The sequence below is a fragment of the Xanthomonas euvesicatoria pv. euvesicatoria genome (genome assembly GCF_020880415.1).
Lineage (GTDB): Bacteria > Pseudomonadota > Gammaproteobacteria > Xanthomonadales > Xanthomonadaceae > Xanthomonas > Xanthomonas euvesicatoria.
On record NZ_JAJIUJ010000090.1, the window covers coordinates 16,485 to 30,527 of the forward strand.

A 14,043-nucleotide genomic window follows, 5' to 3' on the forward strand; every position below is an offset into this window, starting at 1 on the left:
TGGGATTCGTGATTGGGGATTCGCAAGGGCGCACTTCGCTGCGCTCCAACCAATCCCGAATCCCCAATCCCGGCGTACTTATACAGCCGCTGCGCCGCTGACGATTTCCGAAATTTCCTGGGTAATCGCCGCCTGACGTGCCTTGTTGTAGACCAGTTGCAAGGTGCCGATCATCTTGTTGGCGTTGTCGCTGGCGGCCTTCATCGCCACCATGCGCGCGGCATGTTCGGACGCAACGTTTTCCAGCACGGCCTGGTACACCAGCGACTCGATGTAGCGCGTCATCACGTGCTCCAGCACGGTGGCGGCATCGGGTTCGTACAGGTAGTCCCAATCGTGGTGCGCCACCTTGTGTTCGGCGGCCGGCAGCGGCAGCAGCTGATCGAAGCTGGCCTTCTGCGTCATGGTGTTCACGAAGCGGTTGTAGACCAGGTAGACGCGGTCCACCTTGCCTTCGATGAAGGCATCGATCATCACCTTGATCACGCCGATCAGCTGCTCCACCTGCGGGCTGTCGCCCAGGTGGGTCACGCTGCCGACCATGTTGACCTTGATGCGACGGAAGAACGCCGAGGCCTTCTGGCCGATGGTCACCACGTCGATCTCGGCACCGGTGTCCTGCCACGGGCGTACTTCGCCCAGCATCTTGCGGAACAGGTTGTTGTTCAGACCGCCGGCCAGGCCGCGGTCGGACGAGATCACGATATAGCCGACCCGCTTGACCTGTTCGCGCTCGACCAGGAACGGATGCTGGAAATCGGTGCTGGCCTGCGCCAGATGCCCGATCACCTGCTTCATCGCCTGCGCATACGGACGCGAGGTCTTCATGCGCTCCTGCGCCTTGCGGATCTTGGAGGCCGAGACCATTTCGAGCGCGCGCGTCACCTTGCGGGTGTTCTGCACGCTCTTGATCTTGGTTTTGATTTCGCGTCCGCCTGCCATACTCGCTCGCTTCGCTCGCTTAGTGAGATTCGGGAATCGGGATTGGGGATTGGCAACAGCCTCCCTACCTCACCGCTTCCGCGAACCCCGGATGCCTAACTTCTGGGATATGGGAACAACGATTCGAAATCGGCCAACGCCCCGAACCATCGCTCCTACGAATCCCGAATGCCCAATCCCAAATCCCGGCGACTGGCTTACCAGCTGCCCGTGGTCTTGAACTCTTCGATGCCCTTCTTGAAGCTGGCTTCGATGTCGTTGTCCCAACCGCCGGTGCTGTTGATCTTGGAGACCAGCTCGCCCTGGGTGTTGGCGAAGTGCGCGTGCAGGCCTTCCTCGAACGCCAGCAGCTTGTTGACCGGCACGTCGTCGAGGTAGCCCTCGTTGACGGCGTAGATCGACAGCGCCTGGTTGGCGATGGACATCGGCGCGTACTGCTTCTGCTTCATCAGCTCGGTGACGCGCTGACCGCGCTCGAGCTGCTTGCGGGTAGCTTCGTCCAGGTCCGAGGCGAACTGCGCGAACGCCGCCAGCTCGCGGTACTGCGCCAGCGAGATACGGATGCCGCCGGACAGCTTCTTGATGATCTTGGTCTGGGCGGCGCCACCGACGCGCGACACCGAGATACCGGCGTTGACGGCCGGACGGATACCGGCGTTGAACAGGTCGGTTTCCAGAAAGATCTGGCCGTCGGTGATCGAGATCACGTTGGTCGGCACGAACGCGGACACGTCGCCGGCCTGCGTTTCGATGATCGGCAGCGCGGTCAGCGAGCCGGTCTTGCCGGTCACCGCACCGTTGGTGAACTTCTCCACGTATTCCTCGGACACGCGTGCGGCGCGCTCGAGCAAGCGGGAGTGCAGATAGAACACGTCGCCCGGATAGGCTTCGCGACCCGGCGGGCGCTTGAGCAGCAGCGAGATCTGGCGGTAGGCCACGGCCTGCTTGGACAGATCGTCGTACACGATCAGCGCGTCTTCGCCGCGGTCCATGAAGTACTCGCCCATGGTGCAACCGGCGTAGGGGCTGATGTATTGCATCGCGGCCGATTCGGACGCGGTGGCAGCCACCACCACGGTGTGCGCCAGCGCGCCGTTTTCTTCCAGCTTGCGCACGATGTTGGCAACGGTCGAGGCCTTCTGGCCGATCGCCACGTACACGCACTTGATGCCGGTGCCCTTCTGGTTGATCACCGCGTCGATCGCCAGCGCGGTCTTGCCGGTCTGACGGTCACCGATGACCAGCTCGCGCTGGCCACGGCCGATCGGAATCATCGCATCGACCGACTTGTAACCGGTCTGCACCGGCTGGTCGACCGACTTGCGCCAGATCACGCCGGGCGCAACGCGCTCCACCGGTGCGGTCTGGGTGGCGCCCAGCGGGCCCTTGCCGTCGATCGGCTCGCCCAGTGCGTTGACCACGCGACCCAGCAGTTCCGGACCCACCGGCACTTCCAGGATGCGGCCGGTGGTCTTGGCCACGTCGCCTTCGCGCAGGCTTTCGTAGTCGCCCAGCACCACGGCGCCGACCGAATCGCGCTCCAGGTTCAGTGCCAGCGCGAAGGTGTTGTTCGGCAGTTCGATCATTTCGCCCTGCATCACGTCGGCCAGGCCGAAGATGCGCACGATGCCGTCGGACACGCTGGTCACGGAGCCTTCGTTGCGCGACTCTGCGGACAGCTTGACCGCTTCGATGCGGGTCTTGATCAGGTCGCTGATTTCGGAGGGGTTGAGCGTGGTTGCCATCGTTCAGTCCTAGGTGCCGGCCGCGAGGGCCGTGCGTTTATGTGAATTCAGTGGGCGAGCGAGCTTTGCAGACGCGCAAGCTTGCCCTTCAGCGAGCCGTCGATGACCACGTCGCCGGTGTCGATCACCGCGCCGCCGATCAGCGACGCATCGACTGCGGTGGTGATGTCCACATCGCGGCCGAAGCGCTTCTTCAGCGCAGCAGCGATCGTGTCGAGTTCGGTCTGGCTCATTGCAGCGGCCGAGGTCACCGTCGCCTTGACGACATGTTCGGCCTCGGCACGCAGTTGTTCGTACAAGCCTGCCACTTCCGGCAGCAGCGACAGCCGCTGCGCATCGGCAAGCACGCCGAGGAAACGCAGATAGTCCTCGCCCGCCTGCGGCGGGGCCAGCAGCGTCACTGCCTGTTCCTGGCCAAGGGCCGGGTTGAGCAGCAATGCGGCCACGCGCGGGTCGCCGGCCACCTGCGCCGAAAACGCCAGCGCATCGGACCAGGGCGCGAAGTTGCCGCCCTCACGCGCGATCGCAAACGCGGCACGGCCGTAGGGACGGGCAAGGGTGAGGGCCTGACTCATCGCTTAAATCTCCGCCGCCAGCTCGTCGAGCAGCGCCTTGTGGGCGTTGGCATCGATTTCGCGCTTGAGCAGCTTTTCTGCACCGCTGACGGCCAGCACCGAGACCTGCTTGCGCAGCTCCTCGCGGGCACGCGTGGCGGATGCGTCGATTTCGGTCTGCGCCAGATCCTTCTGACGGTTGGCTTCGGCAATTGCCTCCAGCTTGGCCGCTTCGATGATCTGGTTGGCGCGCGCATGGGCCTGATCGATGATCTCGTTGGCCTTGGTGCGTGCGTCCTTCAGTGCTTCGTTGACCTTTTCCTGCGCCTGCGCCAGGTCCTTCTGACTCCGGTCGGCCGCAGCCAGACCTTCAGCAATCTTTTGCTGACGCTCTTCGATCGCCTGCAGCAGCGGCGGCCAGATCTTGGTCGCGACGATCCAGATCAGACCGGCGAAGGCCAGCGCCTGGGCAAAGATGGTAAGGGTGATATCCATGGGTCGCTCAATCGCTGTTTAGGGGTGAAAGCGCCACCGCGCGGGCGGCGCTTTCCGACCTTCATCCGCGGATGCAACCGCCAAGGGCCGCATCCACATCCTGCTACCGCTGGATCAGCCGGCAGCCTGCGACAGACGCTCGATGAACACCTGGGCCAGCGGGTTGGCGAAGGCGAACAGCAGGCCGACGGCGACGCTGATGATGAACGCGGCGTCGATCAGGCCGGCGGTGATGAACATACGAACCTGCAGCACCGGGATCAGTTCCGGCTGGCGCGCAGCCGATTCCAGGAACTTGCCAGCCATGATGGCCAGACCGAGGCCGGCACCCAGCGCGGCCAGGCCGATCATGATGCCGACGGCGAGGACGGTGGAGCTCTGGACTTGAGCGAGGTTGGTCAGGACGGCGAGGTACATGGTGATCTCCGAACGAAAGTTTCTAAGGGTGATGGATGAAGCGGAATAAAGCAGATGAAGGGTGACGCAAACTCAGTGACTGTCTTCAGCCAGGCTCAGGTACACGATCGACAGCATCATGAAAATGAAGGCCTGCAGCGGAATCACCAGCAGGTGGAACAGCATCCAGCCCAGGCCGAATGCGCCGCCAGCAACCATGCCGGCGATGCCTGCACCGCCCAGCACCCAGATCAGCAGGAAGACGATCTCGCCGCCGAACATGTTGCCGAACAGTCGCATCGCCAACGAAATCGGCTTGCTTAGCCACTCGACGATGTTCAAAAGCAGGTTGAACGGCATCATCCACTTGCCAAACGGCGCCGTCAGGAATTCCTTGGTCATGCCGCCCACGCCCTTGGAGCGCAGCGAGAACACGATCATCAGGAAGAACACGCTGATCGACATGCCCAAGGTGGCGTTGACGTCGGCGGTCGGCACCGGCTTCCAGGCGTGCACGCCGGCCCAACCCAGCGGAATGGCGATGAAATCGGCCGGGATCATCTTGATGAGGTTCATCAACAGGATCCAGAAGAAGATGGTGATCGCGATCGGCGTCACCAGCTTGCTGCTGCCGTGGTAGGTGTCCTTGGCCTGGCGGTCGACGAACTCCAGGCAGATTTCCACAAATGCCTGCCACTTGCCCGGCACGCCGGCCGTGGCATTGCGGGTCGCCGTCCAGAACGCCAGGACCATGACCAGGCCCATCAACACCGCCATGATCAGGGTGTCGAGGTGGATGGTCCAAAACGTGCCGCCACCATCGCGAACCGGAACGATCAGGTTCTGCAAGTGATGCTGGATATAGGAGGTAGGTGTTGCTGCCTCGCCCGCCATGTGTCCGGAGCCCTTTAAGTTCGAATCAACGCCTGGCCAGAGCCAGAACCTGAAAAATCAGCCCGATGGCGATACCCGCCAACAAAGCCAGAGGAGGCAGCCGCCACAGGCCGAAGCCCAGCGCCAGCGCCACGAAAACCAACACCCACTTCAGCACCATCGCCAGGATCAGCCGCACCATGGCGATGCCCGCTGCCTGGATACCGCCACCTAGCGCGGTACGTGCCGCAACCCAACCGCCCAGCACCGTCGCAAATCCGGTCAATGCCAGACCGGCAGCGTAACGGGGACCGACCAACAGCAACCCCAGACTGGTTATAGCTACGGCGGCGAGCGGATATACCGCAGCGCGCAGCATCAACCGCCGACCCGCGTCAACGGAGTTCAGCACTACGGTTACCTTACGTGTGAATGAGTGGGAAGCGCAGTTGCGCCTCGTCGAGCCGCGAAAGTATAGCAATGGGACAAATTGCGAGACAACCGGCAGAGGTCATCGCTTGCTGCAACGCACCACATGGCTGCCCCCGTCGCGGGTGGGAACTTTGCCACAAACCGGCGGTCAGAACTTGCGAGGCCTGCACATCCTCGTCGAAAGGTAGCGCCGCAGGCCGCGTCTGGGAGCCCTGGGAGACCGGGGCTCCTGCTTTTGTACGCATTTTGTCGCACCTGCGACCTTCCCATCGGCGGTCCAATCGATTTCCCGGCTTGCGTTGCCTCCGAACGACCCTTGGCAGCGCCGCTGCACACGTTCCGTGACTCCACCAAAGAATTCGCAGAGCGGACCGTTTTGTCCGATTGCTACGGCCGCCTTCACGCCCACTGGACGGCCCCTTCACTTTTGAAAGACGCGCGCTTATCGACTATGCGCTGCACAGGCCGAACCGCCTGACCATTCCAAGAATTCGGAGCCCCCATGAAACACCTCCTCGCACTGGCGATCCCGTGCGTCCTGGCCGTCGCCTATGTCGCGCCCGCACACGCCGAAGACACCGATGATCGCTTCCAGCTCCGCCTTGGCGCGATGAATGTCGACAACGACAACACGCTGCGCGGCAACACCCTGCTGGCCGGCAACAATGTTTCGGTCAACGAAGATTTCAAGTTGGGCGGCAAGGAATGGGAGCCGCGCGTGGATGGCGTGTTCCGCATCAGCACGCGCCAGCGCCTGATCTTCGACTACTTCAAGTACGACAAGGATCGCCGCGAGACCCTGAGCCAAGATCTGAGCGCCGGCGGCGTGACCGTGCCGTCCGGCAGCTTCATCAAGGGCGAGCTGAAGTACCAGGTCGCCACTTTCGTGTACGACTACTCGGTGATCGATTCTCCGGAATTCAGCCTGGGCCTGCAGATTGGCGCCGAGTACGCCAAGGTCGAGGCCAATGCCTACGCCGATCTGGGCACGCTGTTCAGTGGCGACGTCTTGGACGAAAGCGAAGACGGCGTTGCGCCGGTCGTCGGTATCCGCTTCACCGCGCGTCCCAGCGAACACTGGCTGTTCAATGTGCAGGGCCAGTACCTCAACACCAGTTGGGGCGACTTCGGCGACTACGACGGCGACCTGAGCCGCGCCAACGCGATTGCCGAATACCGCTTCACCAAGAACTTCGGCATTTTCGCCGGCTATGACTGGTTCAAGCTGGACGTGGACCGCGAGGGCAGCGACGGCCTGGTCGGCCTGAAGCAGGAGTTCAAGGGCCCGGTGGCAGGCGTGACGTTCGCGTTCTGATCTTCTCGGGCCCCGGGACCCGGGACCCGAAAAGCAGCTTCATGCAGAACCCCGCAGCGATGCGGGGTTTTGTTGTTTGACGGGTGCGTGGCACGTCACCGACACGGCGCCGGCCGCAGGGCAGCAGCGGACACAGGCTCAGGGCGGCTTGGTCGCACCCGCTACCAACAGATGCTGGTGCGTGACGCAGTAGCACTCGTCGTGCCACCCGTAGTGCGGATCGGTGCAGATCGCATGCTGCACCGTCGCCGGCAGCGACGCCACGTCGCTGCGCAAGTCGCGCTTCAGCGAGACGAACACCGAGCCCGGATGGGGCCAGTCGGTCCTCCGCGGCGGCTCGGCGATACGGTTGCCTCCGGCCAATTCGCGCTGCAGCAGCGCCTGCAGTTCGGGACACAGATTGCCCTGCCCCACGGCGACCTCCGTGCGTGGCGGCACGGTCGTGCGGAGCGGCGTCACTTCTTCTTGGGAATGTACAGATCGGTGATGGTGCCGTCGTAGACCTCGGCGGCCATGCCGACCGACTCGCTCAGGGTCGGGTGCGCGTGGATGGTGTGGCCGATGTCTTCGGCCTCGGCACCCATTTCGATCGCCAGGCCAATTTCAGCCAGCAGGTCGCCGGCATGCACGCCGACGATGGCGCCACCGATCACGCGATGCGTCTGTTCATCGAAGATCAACTTGGTGAAACCTTCGGTACGGCCGATGCCGATCGCGCGGCCGCTGGCGGCCCACGGGAACTTGGCCACGCCCACCTTCAGGCCCTTGGCCTTGGCTTCGGTCTCGGTGACGCCGACCCAGGCGATTTCCGGGTTGGTGTAGGCCACCGACGGGATCACCCGCGCCACCCATTCCTTCTTCTCGCCGGCAGCCACTTCGGCAGCCAGCTTGCCTTCGTGGGTGGCCTTGTGCGCCAGCATCGGGTTACCGACGATGTCGCCGATGGCGAAGATGTGCGGCACGTTGGTGCGCATCTGCCGATCGACCGGAATGAAGCCGCGCTCGGTGACGGTGACGCCGGCCTTTTCCGCACCGATCTTCTTGCCGTTCGGGCTACGGCCCACGGCAACCAGCACGCGGTCGTACGTGGTGGCCTGCAGGCCGGGCTTTTCGCCTTCCACAGCCGCTTCGAAGGACACGGTGATGCCGGCCTTGTCGGCCTTGACGTCGGTGGCCTTGGTCTTGAGATGAACCTCGACGCCCTGCTTTTTCAGGCGATCGGCCAGCGGCTTGACCAGGTCCTTGTCGGCGCCCGGCATCAGCTGGTCCATGAACTCCACCACGGTGACCTTGCTGCCGAGCGCGCTGTACACCGTGGCCATTTCCAGGCCGATGATGCCGCCGCCGACCACCAGCAGGGTCTTGGGAATGTCGTGCAACTCCAGCGCGTCGGTGGAGTCCATCACGCGCTTGTCGTCCCATGGGAAGTTGGGCAGCTTCACCGCCTGCGAGCCGGCGGCGATGATGCAGTGCTCAAAGCGCAGCAGTTGGGTCTTGCCGTCGTCGCCGACGATTTCCAGCTCGTTGGGCGAGACGAAGCTGGCCACGCCGGTGACGGTGCGCACCTTGCGCTGCTTGGCCATGCTGGCCAGGCCGCCGGTGAGCTTGCCGACCACTTTTTCCTTGTACTCGCGCAGCTTGTCCAGGGCGATCTTGGGCTGGCCGAAGTCCACGCCGAAGTCGCCGGCATGGGCCACTTCATCGATCACCGCGGCGGCATGCAGCAGCGCCTTGGACGGGATGCAGCCGACGTTGAGACAGACACCGCCCAGGCTGGCGTAGCGCTCGATCAGCACCGTCTCCAGGCCCAGATCGGCCGCGCGGAAGGCAGCGGTGTAGCCGCCGGGGCCGGCGCCGAGCACCACCATCTTGCATTCGATGTCGGCCGGCTTGCCGCTGGCCAGCGCCGGCTTGGGCGCGGCCGGCTCGGCCGGGGCACGGTGCGACGGCGTCACCGGCGGCTTGCTGCCCGGTGCGGCGGCAGGCGCTGCAGCGGCCGGGGCAGCCTTGGGTTCGGCCTTGGCCGGCGCGGCAGCCTCGCCTTCGGTTTCGAGCAGCAGCACGAGCGCGCCTTCGGACAGGGTGTCGCCGACCTTGACCTTGAGTTCCTTGACCACACCGGCCGCCGAGGACGGCACTTCCAGCGTGGCCTTGTCCGATTCCAGCGTTACCAGGCCCTGGTCCTTGGCCACGCTGTCGCCGACGGCGACCAGCACTTCGATGACGGGGACATCGCTGTAATCGCCGATGTCGGGAACCTTGATTTCAATGACCGCCATTTGCTTCTCCTGTAGCTCAACCGGCCGTGCCGGCAAGCGTCTGCTGGAGTTCATCCAGCGACGATTCGATTTGGGTCCAGCGCTTGTCGCGCTTCTTTTCCTTGCCTTCGCTGGCTTCGATCAGCAGCGCGGCCTGTTTCAGCAGCAACTCGCCGGCACCGCAGCTGGGGCGCGCGCCGCTGTAGCGCACGCCATCGACCTGGAACGAGAGCACTTCGCCCTCGCTCACCGGCGCGGTGCGTCCGTTCGGTGCGAGCTGGGTCAGCGTGTTGGTCCAGTTGCTGACCAGGCGCTTGGCCAACGGCGCCGGGATCGGGACCTCGACCGTTTCCGGGGTCTGCTCGGTGCGGAACTGCACGCTGCCGCGGTCGGTCTGGCTGACCCAGCTGTAGACGCGCTCGTCGGCGCGGCTATGCCGCAGGGTCCAGTCGGCGCCTTCCTTGCCCGGCACCAGCGACACCGCGCTCTCTACCCCACGTGTGGGCAGCGTCAGCAACGACAAGGCCGGCTTGGTGCCGCCATCCAGCAACGTGGTCACGGCAGTGCCGTAGTTGCCCACGGCCGGCGGCCAGCCGCGGCCGAGCGTGCTCTCGCATTCGCGTGCGGCCGCGTTTGCCCACGGCAGCACGCCGAGCACGGCAATGGTCAGCAGCGCGGCCCTCACAGCAGGACGCGACGCATGTCGGCCAGCACCTGGCTGAGGTAGGTGGTGAAACGGGCTGCCAATGCGCCGTCGATGACGCGGTGGTCGTAGCTCAGCGACAACGGCAGCATCAGCTTCGGCGCGAACTCCTTGCCGTTCCACACCGGCTGCATCGCCGACTTGGACACGCCCAGGATCGCCACTTCCGGCGCATTGATGATCGGCGTGAACGCGATGCCGCCGATACCGCCGAGCGAGCTGATCGAGAAGCAGCCGCCGCTCATGTCGGCCGGGCCCAGCTTGCCGTCGCGCGCCTTCTTGGCCAGCTCGCCGCTTTCCTGCGCGATCTGCAGCACGCCCTTCTTGTCGACATCGCGAATCACCGGCACCACCAGGCCGTTGGGCGTATCGGCCGCAAACCCGATGTGGAAGTACTTCTTCAGGGTGAGGTTCTCGCCGGCCGCATCCAGCGAGGCGTTGAACTCGGGGAACTTCTTCAGCGCCGCGGCGCTGGCCTTGATCAGGAAGGCGAGCATGGTCAGCTTGATGCCGGCCTTCTCGTTTTCCTTGTTGAGGGCCACGCGCAGGGCTTCCAGGTCGGTGATGTCGGCCGACTCGAACTGGGTGACGTGCGGAATCATTGCCCAGTTGCGTGCCAGGTTGGCACCGGAAATCTTCTTGATGCGCGACAGCGGCTGGGTTTCGGTCTCGCCGAACTTGCTGAAGTCCACCTTCGGCCAGGCCAGCAGGTTCAGGCCGTTGCCGCCACCGGCAGGCGCAGCGCCGGCTGCGGCCGGTGCGCCACCGCTGAGTGCAGCCTTCACATACCGCTGCACGTCTTCACGGGTGATGCGGCCGCCCTTTTCGCTGCCCTTGAGCTGGTTCAGGTCCACGCCCAGTTCGCGTGCGAACACGCGCACCACCGGGCTGGCGTACGGCACCTTGGACGGCAGCACGCTGTCGGCATCGAAGGTCACCGGCGGGCTGCTCGGGTTGCCCGCGGACGGCTGGCCGCCTTGCGCTGCCTGCGTGCCGGCGCCGGAACGCGCGCCCTGCACCTGCGCGATTTCGCGCTGGGCCAGCTTGTCCGGCTCGGCCGGGACGGCAACCGGCTCGACCTTGCCCGCGGTTTCGGCGGTGTCGGTGGTGGGCTTGGCCGGCGACTGCGCCGCACCGGTGCCGCCATCGCTGGCCGCGATGATCGCCACCACATTGCCCTGCGAGAGCGTGTCGCCGACCTTGACCTTGAGTTCCTTGACCACGCCGGCGGCCGAGGACGGGACTTCCATCGTGGCCTTGTCCGATTCCAGCGTGACCAGGCTCTGGTCCTTGGCGACGGTATCGCCCACGGCCACCAGCACCTCGATCACCGGGATGTCGGTGTAGTCGCCGATATCGGGCACGCGCGCTTCGATCAGGCCGCCGTCCGAGGAAGCCGCTGGCGCAGCAGATTCGGCCTTGGCGGCCGGTGCCGGGGCGGCGGCGGGCGCCGCCTTGGCCGGTGCGGCGGCGGCGGGCTTGGCGGTCTCGGCGCCGGCATCGGCCACTTCGATCAACGCCACCAGCGCGCCCTGCGAGAGCGAATCGCCGACCTTGACCTTGAGTTCCTTGACCACGCCCGCCACCGACGAAGGCACTTCCATGGTGGCCTTGTCAGATTCCAGCGTGACCAGGCTCTGGTCCTTGCTGACCGTATCGCCGACGGACACCAGCACCTCGATTACCGGGACGTCGCTGTAGTCACCGATATCGGGGACAAGTGCTTCCTTGATTTCGGCCATACGGGGAACTCCGGCAACAGAATGGGGAAACCGCTATTGTGGCCGGCTGCGGGCCGCAGCGCCAACCATTGCCGTGCAAAAAATCGCGCGCCCGGCGGGATGCAGCGTCCGCATGCGTGCGTACGCCGATCATTTCGCCGCGCGCCGATCGACCCGCAACAGTTGCAGCGGCTCGCCCGACGGCAAACGATACGCCAGCGCATTGTCCAGCGCATCGAGCGCTTCCAGGCGCTGGCACAACTGGTGCGCGCGTGGCCGCAATGCACGCGCCTGCGGCTCGACCAGGCGCTCGATGCGCGCCTCCATGCCATCGAGCGAACGCAGCTGCACGTCATTCCCGGTGATCGCGGACTGCACCGCACCGGCCACCACATCGCCGATCAGCTGCGGCAGCAACTCGGCCACCAGCGCGCCGATGTCGTCGTCGATATCGATCGGGGTCAGCTGGCTCTTGCCGAAGCTCTGCTTCAAGCGCACATCGATCTTCTCGCGCACGTTTGCCAACTGCGCGCGCGTGGCGTCGGGGCTGCGACTGAAGCCGGCGGCCACCTCGCCCAATGCAGTGACTGCGATATCGGCCGCTTCGCGCCCGACTGCCTGCGCCAGCGGCACCACCTCGCGGGTCTGGCGCTCGAACTGGACCAGGCGGGCGCGATCGTCTGCGCTCAATGCCACCCAGCGGTCGTCGACGAACAGGGCGCCCTGGCGCATCACCAGCCGCTGCGGCGTGCCGGATTCGCGGATCAGGATCAGGCTGCGGGCGTTGAGCGTGAGGTCGTAATCGCTGCTGACCTCGCAGTGCAGGTCCTGGTCCTTGGCAGCGGCCACCCCTGCGCCGCTCAACAGCGCGAACAGCGCAGCTGCTGCCACCGTGATTGCGTGTTTGATCGCCATCTCGCCACTCCGTTGCGGACCGGTTGCAGCATGCCTGCGCCTGTGGCACGCAGACCTGTGCCGGAGGCTGGCATGACTTCTGGCCAATGGCCGCCACGCGCGCAGCGCGGTGTCGACCGCAGGCAGGCAGCGTGCGTCAACGATCAGTGCGGGGGCACCGCGACGGCGGCGCGGTCACTGCGACGCTGGCATTCCATATCGACCTCGCGGCATCTCACCTTGGCTAGCGCAGCGCATCGCACAGCGGCTGCCAGGCCGCGGCCAGCCGCGGCAGCGACCAGGCCGCATTGGCCGGGCTGGTGGATGGCAACGCGACGACTGGCAGCGCGCAAAGCTGCGCCGATAGCCGCGGCTGTACATGCCGGCGCCAGGCCTGTGCTGCCGCAGCGCCATTGCAGGCCACCATGCGCAGCTGCGGCAGCGTGGCCAGCAACGCGGGCAGCGGATTGACCACGATGCTCGCCGCCACAATGGACGTATCCAGACTGCCGCGCCGCTCGCATTGGCCGATGACGTCCCACAGGCCCACGCGATGGTCGAGCAATGCTTGCAAGCGCAATGCATAGCTTGCGGCCGCATCAATGCCCAATAGGGCATGCATCAGCGGCCAGAAACGATTGCGTGGATGCGCGTAGTAACGCGCGGCTTCCAGTGACGCGACACCGGGCATCGAACCAAGCAGCAACACCCTGCAATCGCTGCGAACGTGCGCTGGCAAGCCTTGGCTGAGGTGTTTTTTCGTCACGGCAATCGCATCTGCGTGAATGTCTTTTTCAGACTGCATGACGTAACGACGGCCTTCTTGGGGGAATTCCTGAACAAACGAAATTTTAGCGGGCCGCAGGTGGGCGTGGATTCAGATTTTTAGGAATAGTTTTGGCGCGGCCCACTCCACGGGCCCAACAACAAGACGAGGAGACCCTCATGCGTTCCATTTCCATCCTGAGCCTGGCTGCTGTATCTGCACTTGCGATTGCACCGTCCGCGTTCGCGCAGGACACCACCTATACCGGCGACACCTCCTCGACTTCTTCCAGCACGATGTCCACCAGCGGCGATACCGCTTCTGGCAAGCATTGGGCCGTGGTCGGTGGCGTGGCGCTGCTGAACCCCAAGAACAACGCGGCGCCGGGCCTGGACGTCGATGGCGGCCCGGCACCGACGCTGAGCGCCAGCTACTACATCAACGACAACTGGGCCGTTGAACTGTGGGGCGCCGCCGACAAGTTCAACCACCGCGTCAACGCCGATGGCGTGGGCAAGGTCGGTACCGTCGAGCAGCAGCCGATCGCCATCAGCGGTCAGTATCACTTCGGCGAAGCGGACAACGTGTTCCGTCCGTTCGTGGGCGTGGGCTACTACGAGTCGAACTTCAGCAACGAAAAGATCGACGCGGCGTCGACCACCGGCGACCACGTGGGCCTGAGCACCGCCAAGGGCGTCATCGGCACCGTTGGTGTGGACATGAACATCAACTCCACCTGGTTCGCACGCGCCGACGCCCGCTACATGCGTTCGCGTCCGGAACTGCGCGTGGGTGGCCAGGGTACCGGCAGCGAGCTGGAACTGGATCCGTGGACCGTTGGCTTCGGCATTGGTGCGCGATTCTAAGCAGAGCGATTGACTAAGCACTTCCACCAAACAGGCCCGCAAGGGCCTGCTTTTTTGATCAAAACCTCAGTTTAAAGGGAATT

Annotated in this window: 15 protein-coding genes; 2 read left to right on the plus strand and 13 right to left on the minus strand. The window is 64.7% G+C overall.

From position 1 onward, the window contains the following. Positions 1-78 precede the first annotated feature (78 nt). The 7 genes from atpG to LN450_RS15015 all read right to left on the minus strand — a co-directional run bounded on the left by atpG (position 79) and on the right by LN450_RS15015 (position 5,417). A complete protein-coding gene (gene atpG / locus LN450_RS14985; RefSeq protein WP_008571039.1) occupies positions 79-942 on the minus strand; it encodes a F0F1 ATP synthase subunit gamma in 864 nt (287 codons plus the stop codon). A 197-nt stretch (positions 943-1,139) separates the two neighbouring features. Continuing rightward, positions 1,140-2,687, minus strand: coding sequence for a F0F1 ATP synthase subunit alpha (gene atpA, locus LN450_RS14990; RefSeq protein WP_003484004.1), 1,548 nt, complete (start codon positions 2,685-2,687; stop codon positions 1,140-1,142). A 47-nt stretch (positions 2,688-2,734) separates the two neighbouring features. After that, on the minus strand, positions 2,735-3,262 hold the full coding sequence (locus LN450_RS14995; RefSeq protein WP_008571041.1) for a F0F1 ATP synthase subunit delta: 528 nt from the start codon (positions 3,260-3,262) through the stop codon (positions 2,735-2,737). Between the two features lie 3 nt (positions 3,263-3,265). Beyond that, the gene (locus LN450_RS15000; protein WP_003483999.1) at positions 3,266-3,736 is read right to left on the minus strand and encodes a F0F1 ATP synthase subunit B; all 471 of its coding nucleotides are present in this window, start codon (positions 3,734-3,736) and stop codon (positions 3,266-3,268) included. 114 nt (positions 3,737-3,850) lie between these two features. Further along, positions 3,851-4,153 carry a F0F1 ATP synthase subunit C gene (gene atpE, locus LN450_RS15005; RefSeq protein WP_002814105.1) on the minus strand — a complete coding sequence of 101 codons (303 nt, stop codon included), beginning with the start codon at positions 4,151-4,153 and terminating at the stop codon, positions 3,851-3,853. 72 nt (positions 4,154-4,225) lie between these two features. Next, complete coding sequence (gene atpB, locus LN450_RS15010) at positions 4,226-5,026, minus strand: F0F1 ATP synthase subunit A (RefSeq protein ID WP_005914709.1); 801 nt, start codon at positions 5,024-5,026, stop codon at positions 4,226-4,228. 25 nt (positions 5,027-5,051) lie between these two features. Continuing rightward, on the minus strand, positions 5,052-5,417 hold the full coding sequence (locus tag LN450_RS15015; RefSeq protein WP_005920882.1) for a hypothetical protein: 366 nt from the start codon (positions 5,415-5,417) through the stop codon (positions 5,052-5,054). A 522-nt stretch (positions 5,418-5,939) separates the two neighbouring features. On the opposite strand from LN450_RS15015, the gene LN450_RS15020 reads away from it, so the two are divergent. Beyond that, a complete protein-coding gene (locus tag LN450_RS15020; RefSeq protein ID WP_008571043.1) occupies positions 5,940-6,752 on the plus strand; it encodes a hypothetical protein in 813 nt (270 codons plus the stop codon). A 138-nt stretch (positions 6,753-6,890) separates the two neighbouring features. Here LN450_RS15020 and LN450_RS15025 read toward each other — a convergent pair whose 3' ends face one another. From LN450_RS15025 to LN450_RS15050, 6 genes are all read right to left on the minus strand, one after another. Continuing rightward, a complete protein-coding gene (locus LN450_RS15025) occupies positions 6,891-7,190 on the minus strand; it encodes a hypothetical protein (RefSeq protein ID WP_039417656.1) in 300 nt (99 codons plus the stop codon). Between the two features lie 17 nt (positions 7,191-7,207). Then, the gene (gene lpdA, locus LN450_RS15030; protein ID WP_011348660.1) at positions 7,208-9,031 is read right to left on the minus strand and encodes a dihydrolipoyl dehydrogenase; all 1,824 of its coding nucleotides are present in this window, start codon (positions 9,029-9,031) and stop codon (positions 7,208-7,210) included. A gap of 16 nt (positions 9,032-9,047) precedes the next feature. Continuing rightward, positions 9,048-9,695, minus strand: coding sequence for a hypothetical protein (locus tag LN450_RS15035; RefSeq protein WP_011348661.1), 648 nt, complete (start codon positions 9,693-9,695; stop codon positions 9,048-9,050). After that, positions 9,692-11,455 (minus strand): dihydrolipoyllysine-residue acetyltransferase, encoded by a 1,764-nt coding sequence (locus tag LN450_RS15040; RefSeq protein WP_011348662.1) that lies wholly within the window; start codon positions 11,453-11,455, stop codon positions 9,692-9,694. Before LN450_RS15040 ends, LN450_RS15035 begins: the two co-directional genes overlap by 4 nt. Positions 11,456-11,584: 129 nt before the next feature. Next, positions 11,585-12,349: a DUF2884 family protein gene (locus tag LN450_RS15045; RefSeq protein WP_011348663.1), complete on the minus strand. Its 765-nt coding sequence runs from the start codon at positions 12,347-12,349 to the stop codon at positions 11,585-11,587. Between the two features lie 223 nt (positions 12,350-12,572). Continuing rightward, on the minus strand, positions 12,573-13,133 hold the full coding sequence (locus LN450_RS15050) for a DNA-deoxyinosine glycosylase (protein WP_011348664.1): 561 nt from the start codon (positions 13,131-13,133) through the stop codon (positions 12,573-12,575). A gap of 140 nt (positions 13,134-13,273) precedes the next feature. On the opposite strand from LN450_RS15050, the gene LN450_RS15055 reads away from it, so the two are divergent. Beyond that, complete coding sequence (locus LN450_RS15055; RefSeq protein WP_011348665.1) at positions 13,274-13,960, plus strand: OmpW/AlkL family protein; 687 nt, start codon at positions 13,274-13,276, stop codon at positions 13,958-13,960. The last annotated feature ends 83 nt before the right edge of the window (positions 13,961-14,043 follow it).